This is a genomic window from Curtobacterium sp. MCBD17_019 (genome assembly GCF_003234555.1).
Lineage (GTDB): Bacteria > Actinomycetota > Actinomycetes > Actinomycetales > Microbacteriaceae > Curtobacterium.
In genome coordinates this window covers 1-16,029 of sequence record NZ_QKTT01000028.1, presented here as the reverse complement: position 1 = coordinate 16,029, position 16,029 = coordinate 1, and the positions used below count along the sequence as shown (strand labels likewise).

At 72.1% G+C, this 16,029-nt stretch carries 12 protein-coding genes; 11 read left to right on the top strand and 1 reads right to left on the bottom strand.

Annotated elements, in window-relative coordinates; genetic code table 11:
- Positions 1 to 212: 212 nt before the first annotated feature.
- From ligA to DEI82_RS15720, 8 genes are all read left to right on the top strand, one after another.
- Positions 213 to 2,705: an NAD-dependent DNA ligase LigA gene (gene ligA / locus DEI82_RS15755; RefSeq protein WP_111037565.1), complete on the top strand. Its 2,493-nt coding sequence runs from the start codon at positions 213 to 215 to the stop codon at positions 2,703 to 2,705.
- 210 nt (positions 2,706 to 2,915) lie between these two features.
- Positions 2,916 to 4,319 (top strand): alpha/beta hydrolase, encoded by a 1,404-nt coding sequence (locus DEI82_RS15750; protein ID WP_146242953.1) that lies wholly within the window; start codon positions 2,916 to 2,918, stop codon positions 4,317 to 4,319.
- 80 nt (positions 4,320 to 4,399) lie between these two features.
- Positions 4,400 to 6,589: a transglycosylase domain-containing protein gene (locus DEI82_RS15745; RefSeq protein ID WP_111013617.1), complete on the top strand. Its 2,190-nt coding sequence runs from the start codon at positions 4,400 to 4,402 to the stop codon at positions 6,587 to 6,589.
- A gap of 72 nt (positions 6,590 to 6,661) precedes the next feature.
- Complete coding sequence (gene gatC, locus DEI82_RS15740) at positions 6,662 to 6,961, top strand: Asp-tRNA(Asn)/Glu-tRNA(Gln) amidotransferase subunit GatC (protein WP_111037563.1); 300 nt, start codon at positions 6,662 to 6,664, stop codon at positions 6,959 to 6,961.
- Between the two features lie 17 nt (positions 6,962 to 6,978).
- Positions 6,979 to 8,502 carry an Asp-tRNA(Asn)/Glu-tRNA(Gln) amidotransferase subunit GatA gene (gatA, locus tag DEI82_RS15735; protein WP_111013685.1) on the top strand — a complete coding sequence of 508 codons (1,524 nt, stop codon included), beginning with the start codon at positions 6,979 to 6,981 and terminating at the stop codon, positions 8,500 to 8,502.
- Positions 8,502 to 10,001 carry an Asp-tRNA(Asn)/Glu-tRNA(Gln) amidotransferase subunit GatB gene (gene gatB, locus DEI82_RS15730; RefSeq protein WP_111037562.1) on the top strand — a complete coding sequence of 500 codons (1,500 nt, stop codon included), beginning with the start codon at positions 8,502 to 8,504 and terminating at the stop codon, positions 9,999 to 10,001. Before gatA ends, gatB begins: the two co-directional genes overlap by 1 nt.
- A gap of 154 nt (positions 10,002 to 10,155) precedes the next feature.
- Positions 10,156 to 11,286 (top strand): type III polyketide synthase, encoded by a 1,131-nt coding sequence (locus tag DEI82_RS15725; protein WP_111011574.1) that lies wholly within the window; start codon positions 10,156 to 10,158, stop codon positions 11,284 to 11,286.
- 26 nt (positions 11,287 to 11,312) lie between these two features.
- Complete coding sequence (locus tag DEI82_RS15720; RefSeq protein ID WP_309146656.1) at positions 11,313 to 12,047, top strand: methyltransferase domain-containing protein; 735 nt, start codon at positions 11,313 to 11,315, stop codon at positions 12,045 to 12,047.
- A gap of 131 nt (positions 12,048 to 12,178) precedes the next feature.
- Here DEI82_RS15720 and DEI82_RS15715 read toward each other — a convergent pair whose 3' ends face one another.
- Positions 12,179 to 13,228, bottom strand: coding sequence for a zinc-binding dehydrogenase (locus DEI82_RS15715; RefSeq protein ID WP_111011573.1), 1,050 nt, complete (start codon positions 13,226 to 13,228; stop codon positions 12,179 to 12,181).
- A gap of 94 nt (positions 13,229 to 13,322) precedes the next feature.
- Here DEI82_RS15715 and DEI82_RS15710 point away from each other — a divergent pair, with 94 nt between their 5' ends.
- The 3 genes from DEI82_RS15710 (at position 13,323) to DEI82_RS15700 (ending at position 15,487) form a co-directional block, all read left to right on the top strand.
- Positions 13,323 to 14,228 carry a DUF3097 domain-containing protein gene (locus tag DEI82_RS15710; protein WP_258370181.1) on the top strand — a complete coding sequence of 302 codons (906 nt, stop codon included), beginning with the start codon at positions 13,323 to 13,325 and terminating at the stop codon, positions 14,226 to 14,228.
- Between the two features lie 106 nt (positions 14,229 to 14,334).
- Positions 14,335 to 14,988 (top strand): spermidine/putrescine ABC transporter substrate-binding protein, encoded by a 654-nt coding sequence (locus DEI82_RS15705; protein ID WP_181435257.1) that lies wholly within the window; start codon positions 14,335 to 14,337, stop codon positions 14,986 to 14,988.
- 85 nt (positions 14,989 to 15,073) lie between these two features.
- Positions 15,074 to 15,487, top strand: coding sequence for a DUF3054 domain-containing protein (locus DEI82_RS15700; RefSeq protein WP_111027714.1), 414 nt, complete (start codon positions 15,074 to 15,076; stop codon positions 15,485 to 15,487).
- Positions 15,488 to 16,029: the final 542 nt, after the last annotated feature.

Here is a 16,029-nt window from a genome sequence, read left to right as displayed (position 1 = left end):
GCGGAGAATTCAGGAGGGTCGGTTGCGTGGCGGGGTGCGGGGGGCCTCCCGGCTGGATCGTCCTGAGTTGTCGACGGGGCCGGCGGCGTGGAGGGGCCGACGGATGGAGGGGCGACGAGCGCGGCAGGCGTCGCAGCCCGGGGACTCGACGCCGCCCGGAGGGAGGCCCCGCCGGGCGTCCCCGCGTCGGTGGCGACCGGTAGAACTGGACCATGAGCACCGAGCCCGCGGACGCCGCACCCGCCGTCGAGGAGACGTTCGAGACCATCGACGTCGGGGACCTCGACGGCCACCAGGCGCGTGAGGAGACCGACCGCCTCCGGACCCGGATCGCGGAGCTCCGGGACGCGTACTACGAGCAGAACGCCTCGACCGTCACGGACGCCGAGTACGACGCGATGGTCCGGCGTCTCGACGCGATCGAACAGCGGTTCCCCGAACTCCTGACGGCGGACAGCCCCACCCAGACGGTCGGCGGCCGGGCTGAGACGACGCAGTTCGCGCCCGTCGAGCACGCCGAGCGCATGCTGAGCCTCGACAACGTCTTCAGCCCGGAGGAACTGACCGAGTGGGCCGTCAAGGTGGAGCGTGACGCCGGTGCCGAGCGGGTCCGGTTCCTCACCGAGCTGAAGATCGACGGGCTCGCGATCAACCTCCGGTACGAACACGGCCGACTCGTCACGGCGGCGACCCGGGGCGACGGCGTGGTGGGCGAGGACGTCACCGGCAACGTCCTGACGATGGGCACCATCCCCGAGCGCCTCGCGGGGTCCGGACATCCACCGATCGTGGAGGTCCGAGGCGAGATCTTCTTCCCCGTCGCCGAGTTCGACGAGCTCAACGCGCGGCAGCGCGAGGCCGGCGAGCGCGTGTTCGCCAACCCGCGGAACGCAGCGGCCGGTTCGCTCCGTCAGAAGGAAGAGGGCAAGTCCCCGGCGAAGCGGGCGCTCATGGTCGACCGCCTCCGGCGGCTGCGGATGCTCGTGCACGGGATCGGCGCCTGGCCGGTCCGGGAGCTCGAGCGCGACACCGACGTGCGGGCGCAGTCCGAGGTCTACGACCTGCTCCGCGGCTGGGGTCTGCCGACGAGCACCCACTACCGCGTGTTCGACACGATCGACGAGGTCATCGGGTTCGTGCGGGACTACGGGGAGCGCCGCGCGAGCGTCGAGCACCAGATCGACGGCATCGTCGTCAAGGTCGACGACCTCGCGCTGCACGAGGAGCTCGGGGCGACCTCGCGCGCGCCCCGGTGGGCGACCGCCTACAAGTACCCGCCGGAGGAGGTCCACACGAAGCTGCTCGACATCGTCGTGAGTGTCGGACGCACCGGCCGTGCCACGCCGTTCGCCGCGATGGCGCCGGCCGAGGTCGCCGGGTCGGTGGTCCGGCAGGCGACGCTGCACAACCAGCAGGTGGTCAAGGCGAAGGGCGTCCTCATCGGGGACACCGTCGTGCTGCGGAAGGCCGGCGACGTCATCCCCGAGGTCCTCGGGCCCGTCGTCGAGCTCCGCGACGGCTCCGAACGCGAGTTCGTCATGCCGGCGCGGTGCCCGGAGTGCGGCACGGAGCTCCGGCCGGCGAAGGAGGGCGACATCGACCTCCGTTGCCCGAACGCGCGGAGCTGCCCGGCGCAGGTCCGCGGTCGTGTGGAGCACATCGCATCGCGGGGTTCGCTCGACATCGAGGGGCTCGGCGAAGTCGCGGCGGCGGCGCTGACGCAGCCCCTGTTCCCCGAGACACCGCCGTTGGTGACCGAGGCGGGGCTGTTCGACCTGACGATGGAGGACATCGTCCCGATCGAGGTCATCGTGCGCGACGCCGAGACGGGCATGGTGCGACTCGAGGACGACACCGATGCCACCGGCCAGGCCGTGCCGAAGCGAGTGACGCCCTTCAGTCGCGCGCGCAAGAAGACCGATCCGCCGTTCGACCCGGAGGCTCGCGGAGCGGACTACCGGGGAGAGCCGGGGCGGTACCCGTCGAAGAACGCGTTCGAGATGCTGAGGAACATCGACGCGGCGAAGACGAAGCCGCTCTGGCGCATCCTCGTGGGGCTGAGCATCCGCCACGTGGGTCCGGTCGCGGCCCGAGCGCTCGCGTCACACTTCGGGTCCCTCGACGCCATCCGGTCGGCGTCGCGCGACGAGCTCGCGGCCGTGGACGGCGTCGGCGGGATCATCGCGGACGCGCTCCTCGAGTGGTTCGAGGTCGACTGGCACCGTGAGATCATCGAGCGCTGGACGGCGGCCGGCGTGCAGTTCACGACGCCCGATCACCCGGGCCCCGGCGGCGCGGCGGTGGAGGGCGGCGTGCTGTCCGGCATCACGGTGGTCGCGACGGGCTCGCTCGAGGGGTTCACGCGCGAGGGCGCCCAAGAGGCGATCATCGCCGCGGGCGGCAAGGCGGCGTCGAGCGTGAGCAAGAAGACCGACTTCGTGGCTGCTGGGCCCGGCGCCGGCTCGAAGCTGACGAAGGCGGAACAGCTCGGACTGCGGATCATCGACGCGGCCCAGTTCGCGGTGCTCGTGCGTGAAGGTCCTGCCGCACTCGAGCCGACCGATGGGGTGGACGGCGACCAAGACGACGTCACGGCAGGCGACCCGGAGGACATCGCGGCGGCCGACGTCGCACCGACGACGGAGGAGAGCGCTCCGGCGGCGGAGGAGAGCGCTCCGGCGACGGAGGCGACCCCGAGCGAGTGACGCAGCATCGGTGAAACCGGTTCGGCGACGCCTGTTCATCCGGACGCGTGATCGTCCGGAGCGAGAGCGACACACGTCGCCCGGACCGGATGACGAGGACGTCCGTAGGATGGTGCGTGCATCACCCGTCGTCGACAGGGCGGCGACGGGCAGGCCTTCCCAGGGGAGACCGCTCTGCTGTTCCTCGTCGCAGCACTGCTCACCGCCTCGGTGCACTCACTCGGAGTGATCGAGGCCACGCCGCTGCCCGCGGCCGCGTCGAGCCCAGCGGCGGAGGTGGTCGTCGCGACGGCCCCGCGGGAGGCGGCGGCGCCGGACGCGACGGGCGTGCACCGGGCCTCCCGGGCGGAGCGGCTCGACGACCTGCACGGCCGTGCGCTGCTGTCGGGACTGTCGTCGGCGTCGGACGCGACGCTGCGGCACGCCGCCCGCCTGGCGGGGCCGGTCATGCGAACGCTGCTCGACGCCCCGCCGGACGCCGGCGACGTCGCGCGGTGGTGGTCCGGACTCGGCCGGGAGGCCCGACACCGGTTGGTCACGTCCGCCCCGCAGGCGGTGGGGAACCTCGAGGGCGTCCCGTACCCGGTGCGTGACCGGGCGAACCGGCGGGTGCTGGGGGAGGACCTCCGGACCGCGCGTGCCCCGGACTCCGGGTCGGCGTCCCGCCTCCGGATGCTCGAGCAGGTGCGGACGGCGCTCGTACGGGGGCCGGAGGACCCGCCGAAGCAGCTCCTGACCCTCGATCCTCGCGGGTCCGGGCGGGCGGCGATCGCGATGGGCGACCTCACGACCGCTTCGGACGTGACGGTGATGGTGCCCGGGATGTTCTTCACCGTCTCCGGGCAGTTCGCCGACTGGACCGCGACGGGCGCGGACCTGTACCGCGAGCAGGCGACCCTGACACCCCTCGCTCGTGGTGGCCGGGGCGGTGTGGCGGTCGTCGCGTGGCTCGGCTACCGCACGCCGGACCTGACGAACGTGTTGTCGGTGGGACTGGCCCGGGCCGGGGCGGTGCGTCTCGAGCGGGTGGTGGAGGGCATCGACGCGACCAGGACGGCGGATCCGGTGCGGGTGTCCGTCGTCGCGCACTCGTACGGGTCGACGACCGCCCTGCTGGCCTTGTCGTCCGGGCGTATCCACGTCGACAGCCTGACCGTGCTCGGATCGCCGGGCAGCGCGGTCACCCGCGCGTCCGAGCTGGCCGTGCCGGCGGGGCAGGTGTTCGTCGGCGCCGCACACTGGGATCCGGTGGCGGGAACCGGGTACTTCGGCACCGATCCGGCGGCCCCCGGGTTCGGGTCGACCGTGCTCGACCTGCGCGGCGGGGTCGATCACCGCGAGGACGAGGAGGTGTTCCGGCGCCCGTACGGCCACAACGAGTACCTCGTGCCCGGGACGGCATCCATCCACGACGTCGCGCTCATCGCGGTCGGCCGCTCCGACCTCGTCACGGGCGCGGACCCCTCGGGGCGGACCGTCCTGACCGCGGAAGGTGCGGTCGCTGGCACCGCTGCGAGCGGCAGCGGGAGCGGCAGCGGTGGTGGTGGTGGCGGCGGGCCGGAGTCCCCCGACCTGCTGCTCGTGCGTCCGCAGGACGTCCAGCTGCGCGATTGACCCGCTGGGCCTGAGCATCCACGCAGATTCGGGGCGAGTCGCAGCGGCCCGGGTACAGCGGTAGTCCGTACCGTCATCACATGCGTGTCGTGCGGTGGCCTGGAGCGTTCCTCCTCTTCGTCGTCATGGCGGTCGTGGCAGGCGTCCTCGTCGCCGTCGCGGTCACGCCGGGCGTCGCGCTCGCCGGGCAGGGGGTGTCGTCGGCGGCCGAGTTCTTCGAGGACCTGCCGAGCTACCTCGACATCTCGACGCCGCAGCAGGTCTCGACGATCTACGCCAAGAAGGGCGGCCAGGACGTCGCGATCGCGTCGTTCTTCGCGGAGAACCGCGTGATCGTCAAGGACTCGGCGATCGCCACCACGGTGAAGCAGGCCGCGATCGACACCGAGGACCCGCGGTTCGCCACCGAGGGCGGGATCGACGTCGTCGGCACGCTCCGTGGTGCGGCGTCGACCGCCCTCGGCAAGGACGTCCAGGGCGGGTCGTCGATCACCCAGCAGTACGTCAAGAACGTCCTCGTCCAGCAGTGCGAGCAGCTCGGGACGCAGTCGAAGATCGACTCCTGCTACCAGCACGTCACCGAGGTGTCCCCGCAGCGGAAGCTGCAGGAGATGCGGTACGCGATCGCCGTGAACAAGAAGTACTCGAAGTCACAGATCCTCACGGGGTACCTCAACATCGTCGGGCTCGGCGGTCGTGTGTACGGCGTCGAGGCCGGTGCCGAGTACTACTTCGGGGTCACGGCCGCGCAGTTGAACCTGGAGCAGTCGGCGACGCTCGTCGCGATCCTCAACAACCCGGCGAACCTCCGGATCGACGAGCCGGCCGACACGGACAACGGCTCGGCGAACGGGTACGCGCTCACCAAGGCGCGCCGCGACTACGTGCTCAAGCGCATGTACGTGCACCACGACATCACGAAGCAGCAGCGCGACGCGGCGATCGCGGCCCCGATCACGCCGAAGATCACCGCGACGACGAACGGGTGCGCCGCGGCGGTCCAGTACGACGCCGGGTACTTCTGCGACTACGTGCGGAACGTCGTGCTCCACGACAGCGCCTTCGGCACCACCGAGGCCGACCGGATCACCACCCTCGACACCAAGGGCCTGAAGATCTACACCTCGCTCGACCTGGATCTGCAGGCGACGGCGCAGTCCGCGCTCTCGACCTACGTGCCGTCGACGATGACCTACGTCCACATCGGTGGTTCGAACGTCACCATCCAGCCCGGCACGGGTCGCGTGCTGTCGATGGTGCAGAACACGAGCTTCAACCAGTCGGATGCGGCGCCTCCGGGCTCGACCTCGGTGAACTACAGCACCGACCAGGCGTACGGCGGTTCCACCGGGTTCCAGACGGGCTCCACGTTCAAGGTGTTCACGCTCGCCGAGTGGCTCGCGTCCGGGCACACCCTGAACCAGTACGTGAACACGACGGAGCACACCTACCCGACCGCGGAGTTCACGAACACGTGCGAGAACATCGCGGGTGCCCCCTGGTCCGTCGCGAACGCCGAGGCGGTCCCGGCGTCGATGAGCGTCATGCTCGCGACGGCGGAGTCGATCAACACCGCGTTCGCCGCGATGGGCAAGCAGCTCGACCTGTGCCAGATCGCGAAGCTCGCCGAGGCGATGGGCATCCACAAGGCGAACGGTGCGAGCGGACTGTTCGAGGGGCCGTCGATGATCCTCGGCGTCAACGAGCTCTCGCCGCTCACCCTGGCGAGCGCCTACGCCGGGTTCGCGAACGGCGGGGTGTTCTGCACGCCGGTCGCGATCGACAAGGTGACGCAGGCGAACGGCAAGTCGATCGCGCCGACCCCGACGACGTGCACCCGCGGTGTCTCCGCGCAGGTCGCCGCCACGGTCGACTACGCGTTGCAGGGCGTCCTGCAGGGCAGCGGCACCGCGGCCTCGGCGAACCCCGGCGACAGCACCCCGAAGTTCGCCAAGACCGGCACGACCGACGCCGACGTGCAGAACTGGCTCGTCACCTCGACGACGAAGTACACGAACGCGACCTGGATCGGCAACGTGAAGGGGGCCGTCGGGCTCGCGAACGTCCCGATGCTCGCCGGGACCACCGGCTACAGCGCCAAGTTCGGCGTCGGCCGGACCATGATGACGACGCTCGACCAGAAGTACGGCGGCGATGCCCTGCCGACGCCCGACCCCACGATGGTCGGGTCGACCTCCGCGAAGTCGACCGCCCGGTCCGGCTCGTCCTCCACCACGGCGACGATCCCGGCCCCGTCCACCGGCAAGTGACCCGGCGGCCCGGTCGGCGGACGCCGCCGCTCTAGACTGGTCGGCATCCCACGAACCGATCGACGGAGCACCATGCCTGACATCACGAGCGAGCAGGTCGCGCATCTGGCGCACCTCGCACGCATCGCACTCACGCCGGACGAGATCAGCCGCCTGACCGGGGAGCTCTCGCAGATCGTCGAGAGCGTCGCCAAGGTGAGCGAGGTCGCGACGCCGGACGTGCCCGCGACCAGTCACCCGATCCCGCTGCAGAACGTGTTCCGACCGGACGAGGTCGGCCAGACGCTGACGCAGGAGCAGGCCCTCGCCGGTGCGCCCGACTCCGACGGCTCCCGGTTCCGGGTCACCGCGATCCTGGGAGAGGAACAGTGAGCGCCGAGATCACCGGGATGACCGCGGCGGCGCTCGCCGACGCGCTCGTCGCCCGCGACCTGTCGAGCGTCGAGGTCACCCAGGCCCACCTGGACCGCATCGCCGCCGTCGACACCGACGTGCACGCGTTCCTCCACGTCAACGAGTCCGCGCTCGCCGTGGCCCAGGCCGTGGACGCTCGACGCGCCGCGGGTGACGCCCTCGGCCCGCTCGCCGGGGTGCCCGTCGCCATCAAGGACGTCCTCTGCACGCAGGACATGCCCACGACCTCCGGCTCGCGGATCCTCGAAGGCTGGGTGCCGCCGTACGACGCCACGGTCGTCGCCCGGCTCCGCCAGGCGGGCATGGTCCCGCTCGGCAAGACCAACATGGACGAGTTCGCCATGGGATCGTCGACCGAGTTCTCGGCGTACGGGCCCACGCGCAACCCGTGGGACCTCGACCGCATCCCGGGAGGCTCGGGGGGCGGCTCCGCAGCGGCCGTCGCCGCGTACGAGGCACCGGTCGCGCTCGGCAGCGACACGGGTGGATCGATCCGCCAGCCGGGTGCGGTGACCGGAACGGTCGGTGTCAAGCCGACGTACGGCGGCGTGAGCCGCTACGGTGCGATCGCGCTCGCGTCCTCACTGGACCAGGTGGGGCCCGTGTCACGGACGGTGCTCGACGCCGCGCTCGTGCACGACGTCATCGGCGGACACGACCCGCGCGACTCGACGTCCCTCACCGACGCCTGGCCGTCCTTCGCGGACGCCGCTCGCTCCGGTCTCCAGGACGGCACCCTGGCCGGGGTCCGGATCGGCGTCGTGAAGGAGCTCGGTGGCGACGGCTTCCAGGCCGGCGTCACGCAGCGCTTCACCGAGACCGTCGCCCTGCTCGAGTCGGCAGGGGCCACGGTGGTCGAGATCGACGCGCCGAGCTTCGCGTACGCGATCAGCGCGTACTACCTGATCCTCCCGGCCGAGGCCTCGTCGAACCTCGCCAAGTTCGACTCGGTCCGGTTCGGCATGCGCGTCACGCCCGCGGCCGGTGGCACGGTCGAGGACGTCATGGCGGCGACGCGCGAGGCCGGCTTCGGTCCGGAGGTCAAGCGCCGCATCATCCTCGGCACCTACGCCCTGAGCGCCGGCTACTACGACGCGTACTACGGCAGCGCGCAGAAGGTCCGCACGCTCGTGCAGCGTGACTTCGACCGCGCCTTCGAACAGGTCGACCTGCTCGTCAGCCCCAGTGCGCCCACCACGGCGTTCCCCCTCGGCGAGAAGATCGACGACCCGCTCGCGATGTACCTCAACGACCTCACGACGATCCCCGCGAACCTCGCCGGGATCCCGGGCATGAGCATCCCCATGGGGTTGGCACCCGAGGACGGCCTGCCCACGGGCGTGCAGCTCATGGCACCCGCGCGTCAGGACGCCCGCCTCTACCGGTACGGCGCGGCGCTCGAGCGTCTGCTCGAGGACTCGTGGGGGCGCACCCTCATCTCGCAGGTCCCCGACCTCGACGAGACTCAGCAGTCGGCAGCGGAAGAAGGCGTGATCTGATGGCCAAGGACGCACTCATGGACTTCGACGAGGCGATCGAGCGCTTCGAGCCCGTGCTCGGGTTCGAGGTCCACGTCGAGCTCGCGACGAAGACCAAGATGTTCTCCGATGCGCCGAACTTCTTCGGCGGCGAGCCGAACACCAACATCACGCCGGTCGACCTCGGGCTGCCCGGGTCGCTCCCGGTCGTGAACGAGCAGGCGATCCGCTACTCGATCAGCCTCGGTCTGGCGCTCGGCTGCTCGATCGCCGAGTCCTCGCGCTTCGCCCGGAAGAACTACTTCTACCCGGACTTGGCGAAGAACTACCAGATCTCCCAGTACGACGAGCCCATCGCGTTCGACGGGTCGGTCGAGGTCGAGCTCGCCGACGGCACCATGTTCACGGTGCCGATCGAGCGTGCCCACATGGAAGAGGACGCCGGCAAGCTGACGCACGTCGGTGGGGCCACGGGCCGCATCCAGGGCGCGGAGTACTCCCTGGTCGACTACAACCGAGCGGGCGTGCCGCTCGTCGAGATCGTCACGCGTCCCATCTTCGGGGCGGAGCACCGCGCGCCCGAGCTCGGTGCCGCCTACGTGCAGACCATCCGCGACGTCGTCCGGGCGCTCGGGGTGTCCGAGGCGCGGATGGAGCGCGGGAACCTGCGGTGCGACGCGAACGTGTCGCTGCGCCCCCGCGGGCAGGAGCGCCTGGGGACGCGCACCGAGACGAAGAACGTCAACTCGTTCCGCGCGGTCGAGCGTGCGGTGCGCTACGAGATCCAGCGGCAGGCCGCGATCCTCGCCAACGGCGGGACGATCACGCAAGAGACCCGTCACTGGCACGAGGACACCGGCCGTACCTCGGCGGGGCGTCCGAAGTCCGACGCCGACGACTACCGCTACTTCCCCGAGCCCGATCTGCTGCCCGTGGTGCCCGCGCCCGAGCTCATCGAGGAACTCCGCGCGGCCCTTCCGGAAGCCCCGGCGGCGCGTCGTCGTCGTCTCAAGGCCGAATGGGGGTTCGCGGACCTGGAGTTCCAGGACGTCCTGAACGGCGGTCTGCTCGTCGAGGTCGAGGAGACCGTCGCCGCCGGCGCACAACCGCAGTCCGCCCGGAAGTGGTGGACGGGCGAGATCAGCCGCATCGCCAACGCCCAGGACGCCGCTCCGGCCGATCTCGTGTCGCCCACACAGGTGGCCGAACTCATCGCGCTCGTCGACACCGGGGACCTCACGGACCGGCTCGCCCGTCAGGTGCTCGAGGGCGTCATCGCCGGCGAGGGGTCGCCGGCCGAGGTCGTCGAGTCCCGCGGGCTGAAGGTCGTGTCGGACGACACCGCGCTCATCGCCGCGATCGACCAGGCGCTCGGTGCCCAGCCGGACGTCCTGGGCAAGATCCGCGACGGCAAGGTGCAGGCGGCCGGTGCGATCATCGGCGCCGTCATGAAGGCGATGAAGGGCCAGGCGGACGCCGCCCGTGTCCGTGAGCTGGTGTTGGAGCGCGCGCAGGCCTGACCTCGCGCTGCCCGGCGGTACGGCCGAGATCGTCGTCCCGCCGCCACGAGGCGTGACCCCGTGGTCGGTCCCGATCCGACGTTCCCGGATCGCATGGCGACCACGGGGTGCATCGTGCCTGGGCGGTGCGCGGGGGCCGGTGGCAGGATGAATCGTGCCCGCAATCATCCGCGCCGTCGGTACGGCCGTCCCGCCCACCACCCTCGACCAGCGGGCGGTGCAGGGGCTGTTCGCGGCGCAGCCGGCGTTGAGTCGGCTCGGACAGCGCATCGTCGGGGCTGCGTTCGGTGCCTCGGCGGTCGACCAGCGGCACACCGTGCTCTCCGAACTCCTCCACGAGGGCGCGAGCGACTTCGTGGATGAGCACGGCGTCATCCGCTCACCGTCGACCCGGTTCCGCAACGACCGCTACCGCGAGACCGCGCTCCCGTTGTTCGTCGCCGCTGCCGCCGACGCGCTCTCGAAGGCGGACATCGCGGCCGACCAGGTCACCCACGTCGTCACGGTGTCCTGCACCGGGTTCACGCAGCCGGGCCCGGACCTCGCCGTGGCGACGGAACTCGGCATGCGACCGGGGGTGTTCCGCCACCACATCGGGTTCATGGGCTGCTACGCCGCGTTCCCGGCACTCCGGACCGCGGCGGCGTTCTGCGCCGAGGACCCCGACGCCGTCGTGCTCGTCGTGTGCGCGGAGCTGTGCACCCTGCACATCCGGGCCTCCGACGACCCGGACCAGATCGTCGCCAACAGCGTGTTCGGTGACGGAGCGGCCGCGGCGGTCGTGACACCGGACCTCCCGGACGCGCGGTTCACCGCGGAGCCGGACCCCGACGCGCCCCTGGCCCTGCGGCTCGACGCGTTCGCGTCGTCGGTGATCCCGGAGGGAGCCGGCGACATGGCGTGGAACATCGGCGACGAGGGCTTCGAGATGGTGTTGTCCTCGGCCGTGCCCCACCTCATCGAGCAGCACGTGGCAGAAGCCGTGGCGCCGGTCCTCGCGGCGATCGAGTGTGACGACGCGACGTCGGTACCGCTCTGGGCGGTGCATCCGGGCGGCCGGGCCATCCTCGACCGGGTCGAGGACGAACTGCAGCTGCCCGCGATGGCGATCGACGCCTCCCGTCGCGTGCTGGCCGAGCACGGGAACATGTCGAGCGGCACCGTCTTGTTCGTGCTCGACCGCATCCTGCAGGACGGGGCGGAGCCCGGCAGCCGCGTCGTCGCCCTCGCGTTCGGCCCGGGACTGACGGTGGAGACGGCAGCGCTCGAGGTCGTGCGAGCGTGAACGCGGCGGTCGGGACAGGCCCGGATCTGCAGCATCGGCGGGGCGCGCGCGTCTTCGGCGAGCCCCTGCGTCCGGATCTCAGCGTCCGAGCGACGGACCTCGCCGAGGTCATGGACGACCCCGCATGCGACCCTCGTGCCCTCGACCGGACCTTCCGGCGCTTCGCGATCGTCAATCCGCTCGTCGGCGGCTGGCGCGGGGTCTGGCGGCGGTTCGTGCGGCCGGTCCTCCCGGTCGAGCGGCCCGCGCGCGTGCTCGACCTCGGATGCGGCGGCGGCGACGTGGCGCGCTCGATCGCGAGGTGGGCGCACGCCTCCGGACATCGCGTCGAGGTCGTCGGCATCGACCCCGACCCCCGGGCGATCCGGGCGGCGGAGCGGACGACCACCGACGGCGTGGTCTTCCGGCGGGCGTCGAGCGAGGACCTCGTCGCGGCGGGGGAGCGGTTCGACGTGGTGGTGTCGAACCACGTCCTGCACCACCTCGACGATGCGGCACGGGCGGCGTTCCTCGCGGACTCGGTGACGCTCGCGACGCGCCGGGTCGTGCACAGCGACATCCGACGCTCGGCGGCGGCCTACCGCGCGTACGCGCTCGGGGTCGTACCGGTGGCCGCCGGGACCTTCGTCCGCGTCGACGGGCTGCGCTCGATCCGTCGGAGCTACACCGCGGGCGAGTTGCGCGGCGTCCTGCCCGAGGGGACGCCGTGGCACGTGGTCGAAGCGGCACCCCATCGCCTGCTCGCCGTGCACGACGCCTGAGCGCGACGAGCGCGACGAGCGACGAGCGCGACGAGCGGCGGAACGCGATGAGCGCGGCGTCGGCGTCACCGCCGCGTCGCGTGGGCCGGGCGGCTGACCACCGCCCCGCGCTCCCGGCCCACGCACCGCCGCTACGGGCGGAGCAGCACCTTGACGGCGCGGCGCTCGTCCATCGCCGCGTAGGCCTCGGCGGCCTCTTCGAGGGGCAGTTCCAGGTCGAACACGCGCCCCGGGTCGACGGCGCGTGAGAGCACGTCGGGCAGCAGCTCCGGCAGGTAGGCGCGCACCGGGGCGACCCCACCGGCGACGGTGATGTTCTTGCCGAACAGGAACGACATCGGGAGCTCCGGGCCACCCGCCGGCACGCCGACGTACCCGACGGCGCCGCCGGGCCGCACCACGCGCAGCGCCTGGTCCATGCTCTCCTTGGTGCCCACGGCCTCCAGGGCGCAGTCGGCGAGCTCGCCGCCGAGCAGGGCGCGGACCTCGTCGATGCCCTCGTCACCGCGGGTGGCGACGATGTCCGTCGCACCGAACTCGCGCGCGATCCGCTGGCGGTCCTCGTGGCGGCTCATCGCGATGATGCGGTCGGCGCCGAGCCGGGCGGCCGCGAGCACGGCGCACAGGCCGACCGCGCCGTCGCCGACCACCACGACCGTCTTGCCGGGGCCGACCCCAGCGGAGACCGCGGCGTGGTGCCCGGTCGAGAAGACGTCCGAGAGCGTGAGGAGCGAGGGCACGAGTGCGTCGTCGACGGGGCCGGGGACGACCACGAGGGTCGCCTCCGCGTCGGGGACCCGCACGATCTCGGCCTGGGCGCCACCCATCGGGTGGCCGTAGGGGTCCTGCTTGCCGCCGAACACCGAACCGTGTTCGCAGCTCGACGTGATGCCGTGGCGGCACGCCTGGCAGGTCCCGTCGTTCGTCGTGAACGGCGCGATGACGAAGTCGCCGGGGGCGATGGTCGTGACCGCGTCCCCGACCTCGGTGACGGTGCCCACGAACTCGTGGCCGATCGTGTGCGGCTCGACCGGGCGGACGCCGCGGTACGGCCACAGGTCGGAGCCGCAGACGCACGCGGCGACGACCCGGACGACGACGTCGCCCGGCTCGATGATGGTGGGGTCGTCGCGGTCCTCGACGCGGATGTCGCGGGCGGCGTGGATGACGGTGGCACGCATGGGTGGCCTCTCGGGGTGGGGTGGATGCTCCCGGCACCACGACGCACCGCGCCGCCGGGCCGGGGAGGGGATGCCTCGACGTTACCCTCGGCGGGTGCAATCGGGATCCGGCGACGACCGCTACGGCTCCGACGTGCTCGCCGGGGACTGGCGAGCACAGGGACGGAAGACGGTGCGGGAGGTCCCGCTCGAACGGGACATGGTGCTCGAGGACCCCGCGTCGGGGTGGGCCGGCGCGGTCGTCCGGCTCGAGGCCGGTCTCGTCGAGCTCGAGGACTGGAAGGGGCGCACGCGCTCGTTCCCCGCGACGGGGCAGTTCCTGCTCGAGGGGGAGCTCGTGCGGCTCGGGCGTCCCGCCGCGCCGATCGGCGGGCGCGCCGCGAACCGGCCGGGAGGCGCGGCGCCCGGCATCGGGACCGCCGACGGTCGGGCGCGCACCGCCTCCGGCAGCTTCGCGGTGGGACCACAGCGGGCGCGGGTCGCCCTGCCCTCCCGGATCATGGTGGAGGGCCGCCACGACGCGGAACTCGTCGAGAAGGTGTGGGGGGCGGACCTCCGGATCGAGGGTGTCGTCGTCGAGTACCTGTCGGGGGTGGACAACCTCGCCGACGTCCTCGAGGAGTTCCGGCCCGAGCGTGGACGCCGCGTCGGGGTCCTCGTCGACCACCTCGTGCCCGGGTCGAAGGAGTCTCGGTTCGCCGACGCCGTGATGCGGGGCAAGTGGGGTCGGCACGTCCTCGTGGTGGGGCACCCCTACGTGGACGTGTGGCAGTCGGTGAAGCCGGCGCGACTCGGACTGCGCGAGTGGCCGACGATCCCGCGGTCGATCGAGTGGAAGCACGGCATCTGCGACGCGCTCGGGTGGCCCCACGAGTCCCAGGCGGACATCGCGCACGCGTGGCAGCGGATCCTCGGGCAGGTGCGGACGTACGCCGACCTAGAGCCGGCGTTGCTCGGCCGGGTCGAGGAGTTGATCGACTTCGTCACCGAAGCAGCTTGATCCTGCGGGCTCGCAGGCTCGCGCTGTGATCCTGCACAGAGATGGGTTCTGCACCGTTCGGTGCGGGACGGGGGCGCACCGGGCCTCCCGACCGTACCCTTGAGGGGTGGACGGGATCGACGGGCGCGTGCGGACCGCGGTCGACGTCTGGCTCCGCTGGTTGCCGCGGTGGCAGATCGGGTCGGCCCGGCCACGGACGCGCATCTGCCGGCGCTGCGTGGGGTCCCCGATCGCGACCGCGGCGGGGTTCGGTCCGGACGTGCCGCATCCGGTCCAGCACGCGCTGATCGGTCGGGTCTCGACCATCATCGACGACGCCGTGGACGACTACACGGCCAAGAACCTGCCGCTGCTCAAGCGTGAACTCGACCGCTCCGACGCACGGAAGCGGTCCGCGGGGTACCAGCCGGCCGACGGACTGTCGCCGGAGTTCCAGGGTCTCGACGTCGACCCGGAGCCCGAGCCCGGCTCGCCGTTCCTGTTCACGCTCGCCGAACTCACCGGCACCGGAGCCCAGGCGACCTCGCCACGGGAACCGCTGTCGGACGAGGCCAAGGCCGCGCTGCACCACGAGATCGCGCTGTCGGACGAGTGCGCTCGGGCCACCGGGACGGCGGTGTGCCTCGCGCTCGTGGAACACCGCGACCGCATCGCCGAGGCCATCGAGCGCCTGGTGGAACCGCAGATCGAGGCCCTGGTGTCCGACATGTTCCGCGGGCTCGACGTGCCGGGCACGCCCCCGCGCGGCGGCCTGTTCTGATCGTGGCTGTCATCGGGCCGGCACGGATCGGGGTGCCGACCGCCGCTCGGCGTTGGTGCACGAGTCGGTGCGCGACAATGGCTTCGTGACCACACGCACCTTCGGCTGGCTCGCGGCCGTGATCGACGTCGTCCTCGTCGTCGTCTTCGCGCTCATCGGACGGCTCTCGCACGGCGAGGGGGCCACACCCGTGACGCTGTGGATCACGGCCTACCCGTTCCTCGCGGGCTGGGCGATCGCCTACGTCACGAGCGGGGCGTGGTCCCGGCCGCTGGCGCTGTGGCCGACCGGTGTCGTGGCCTGGATCCTCACCGTGCTCGTCGGCATGGCGATCCGGGTCACCGCGGGGCAGGGCGTCGAGCACGGGAATCCGTTGCCCGTGTCGTTCTTCATCGTGGCCAGTGTGGTCCTCGGGGTGTTCCTGCTCGGCTGGCGCGCGATCGTCGGGCCGATCGTGCGGCGGGGCGAGCGCCGTGGCGCGGCCGTCGCGCACGCCTGAGCGGCGATTCACGGCGCGTCGGCGGCGGCTCGCAGCGTGAGCTGTCCTGCGCGGCGCGGCGCGGCGGTCCGCCCGCCGCGCCCCGCACCAGCGGCGACCGCTGACCAGCGGCGCCCCGAAGCAGCGGCGCCCCGAAGCAGCGGCGCCCCGAAGCAGCGGCGCCCAGAAGCAGCGGCGCCCAGAACCAGCGCGGCGACGAGTGACCAGCGGTGACAATTCAGGAGTCCTGGTGCGCGGCGGGGGTGTGCCGTGCCTCCCGGCTCGGTGTTCCTGCGTTGTCGACCGGTGGGGTCTGACGCGGAGCGAGGTGGACTCCGTGCGCGAGGCGCGAGTTGCAGGCGAGGCGCGGCCTCGGCCGCGAGGTTCTGGGCCGGGGCTGGGATTCTCGGCTGTGCGGCCGTGGCGGCGGAGGTGGGGCCTCCAGGGCCGGGGGTGACAATTCAGGAGTCCTGGTGCGCGGCGGGGGTGTGCCGTGCCTCCCGGCTCGGTGTTCCTGCGTTGTCGACCGGTGGGGTCTGACGCGGAGCGAGGTGGACTCCGTG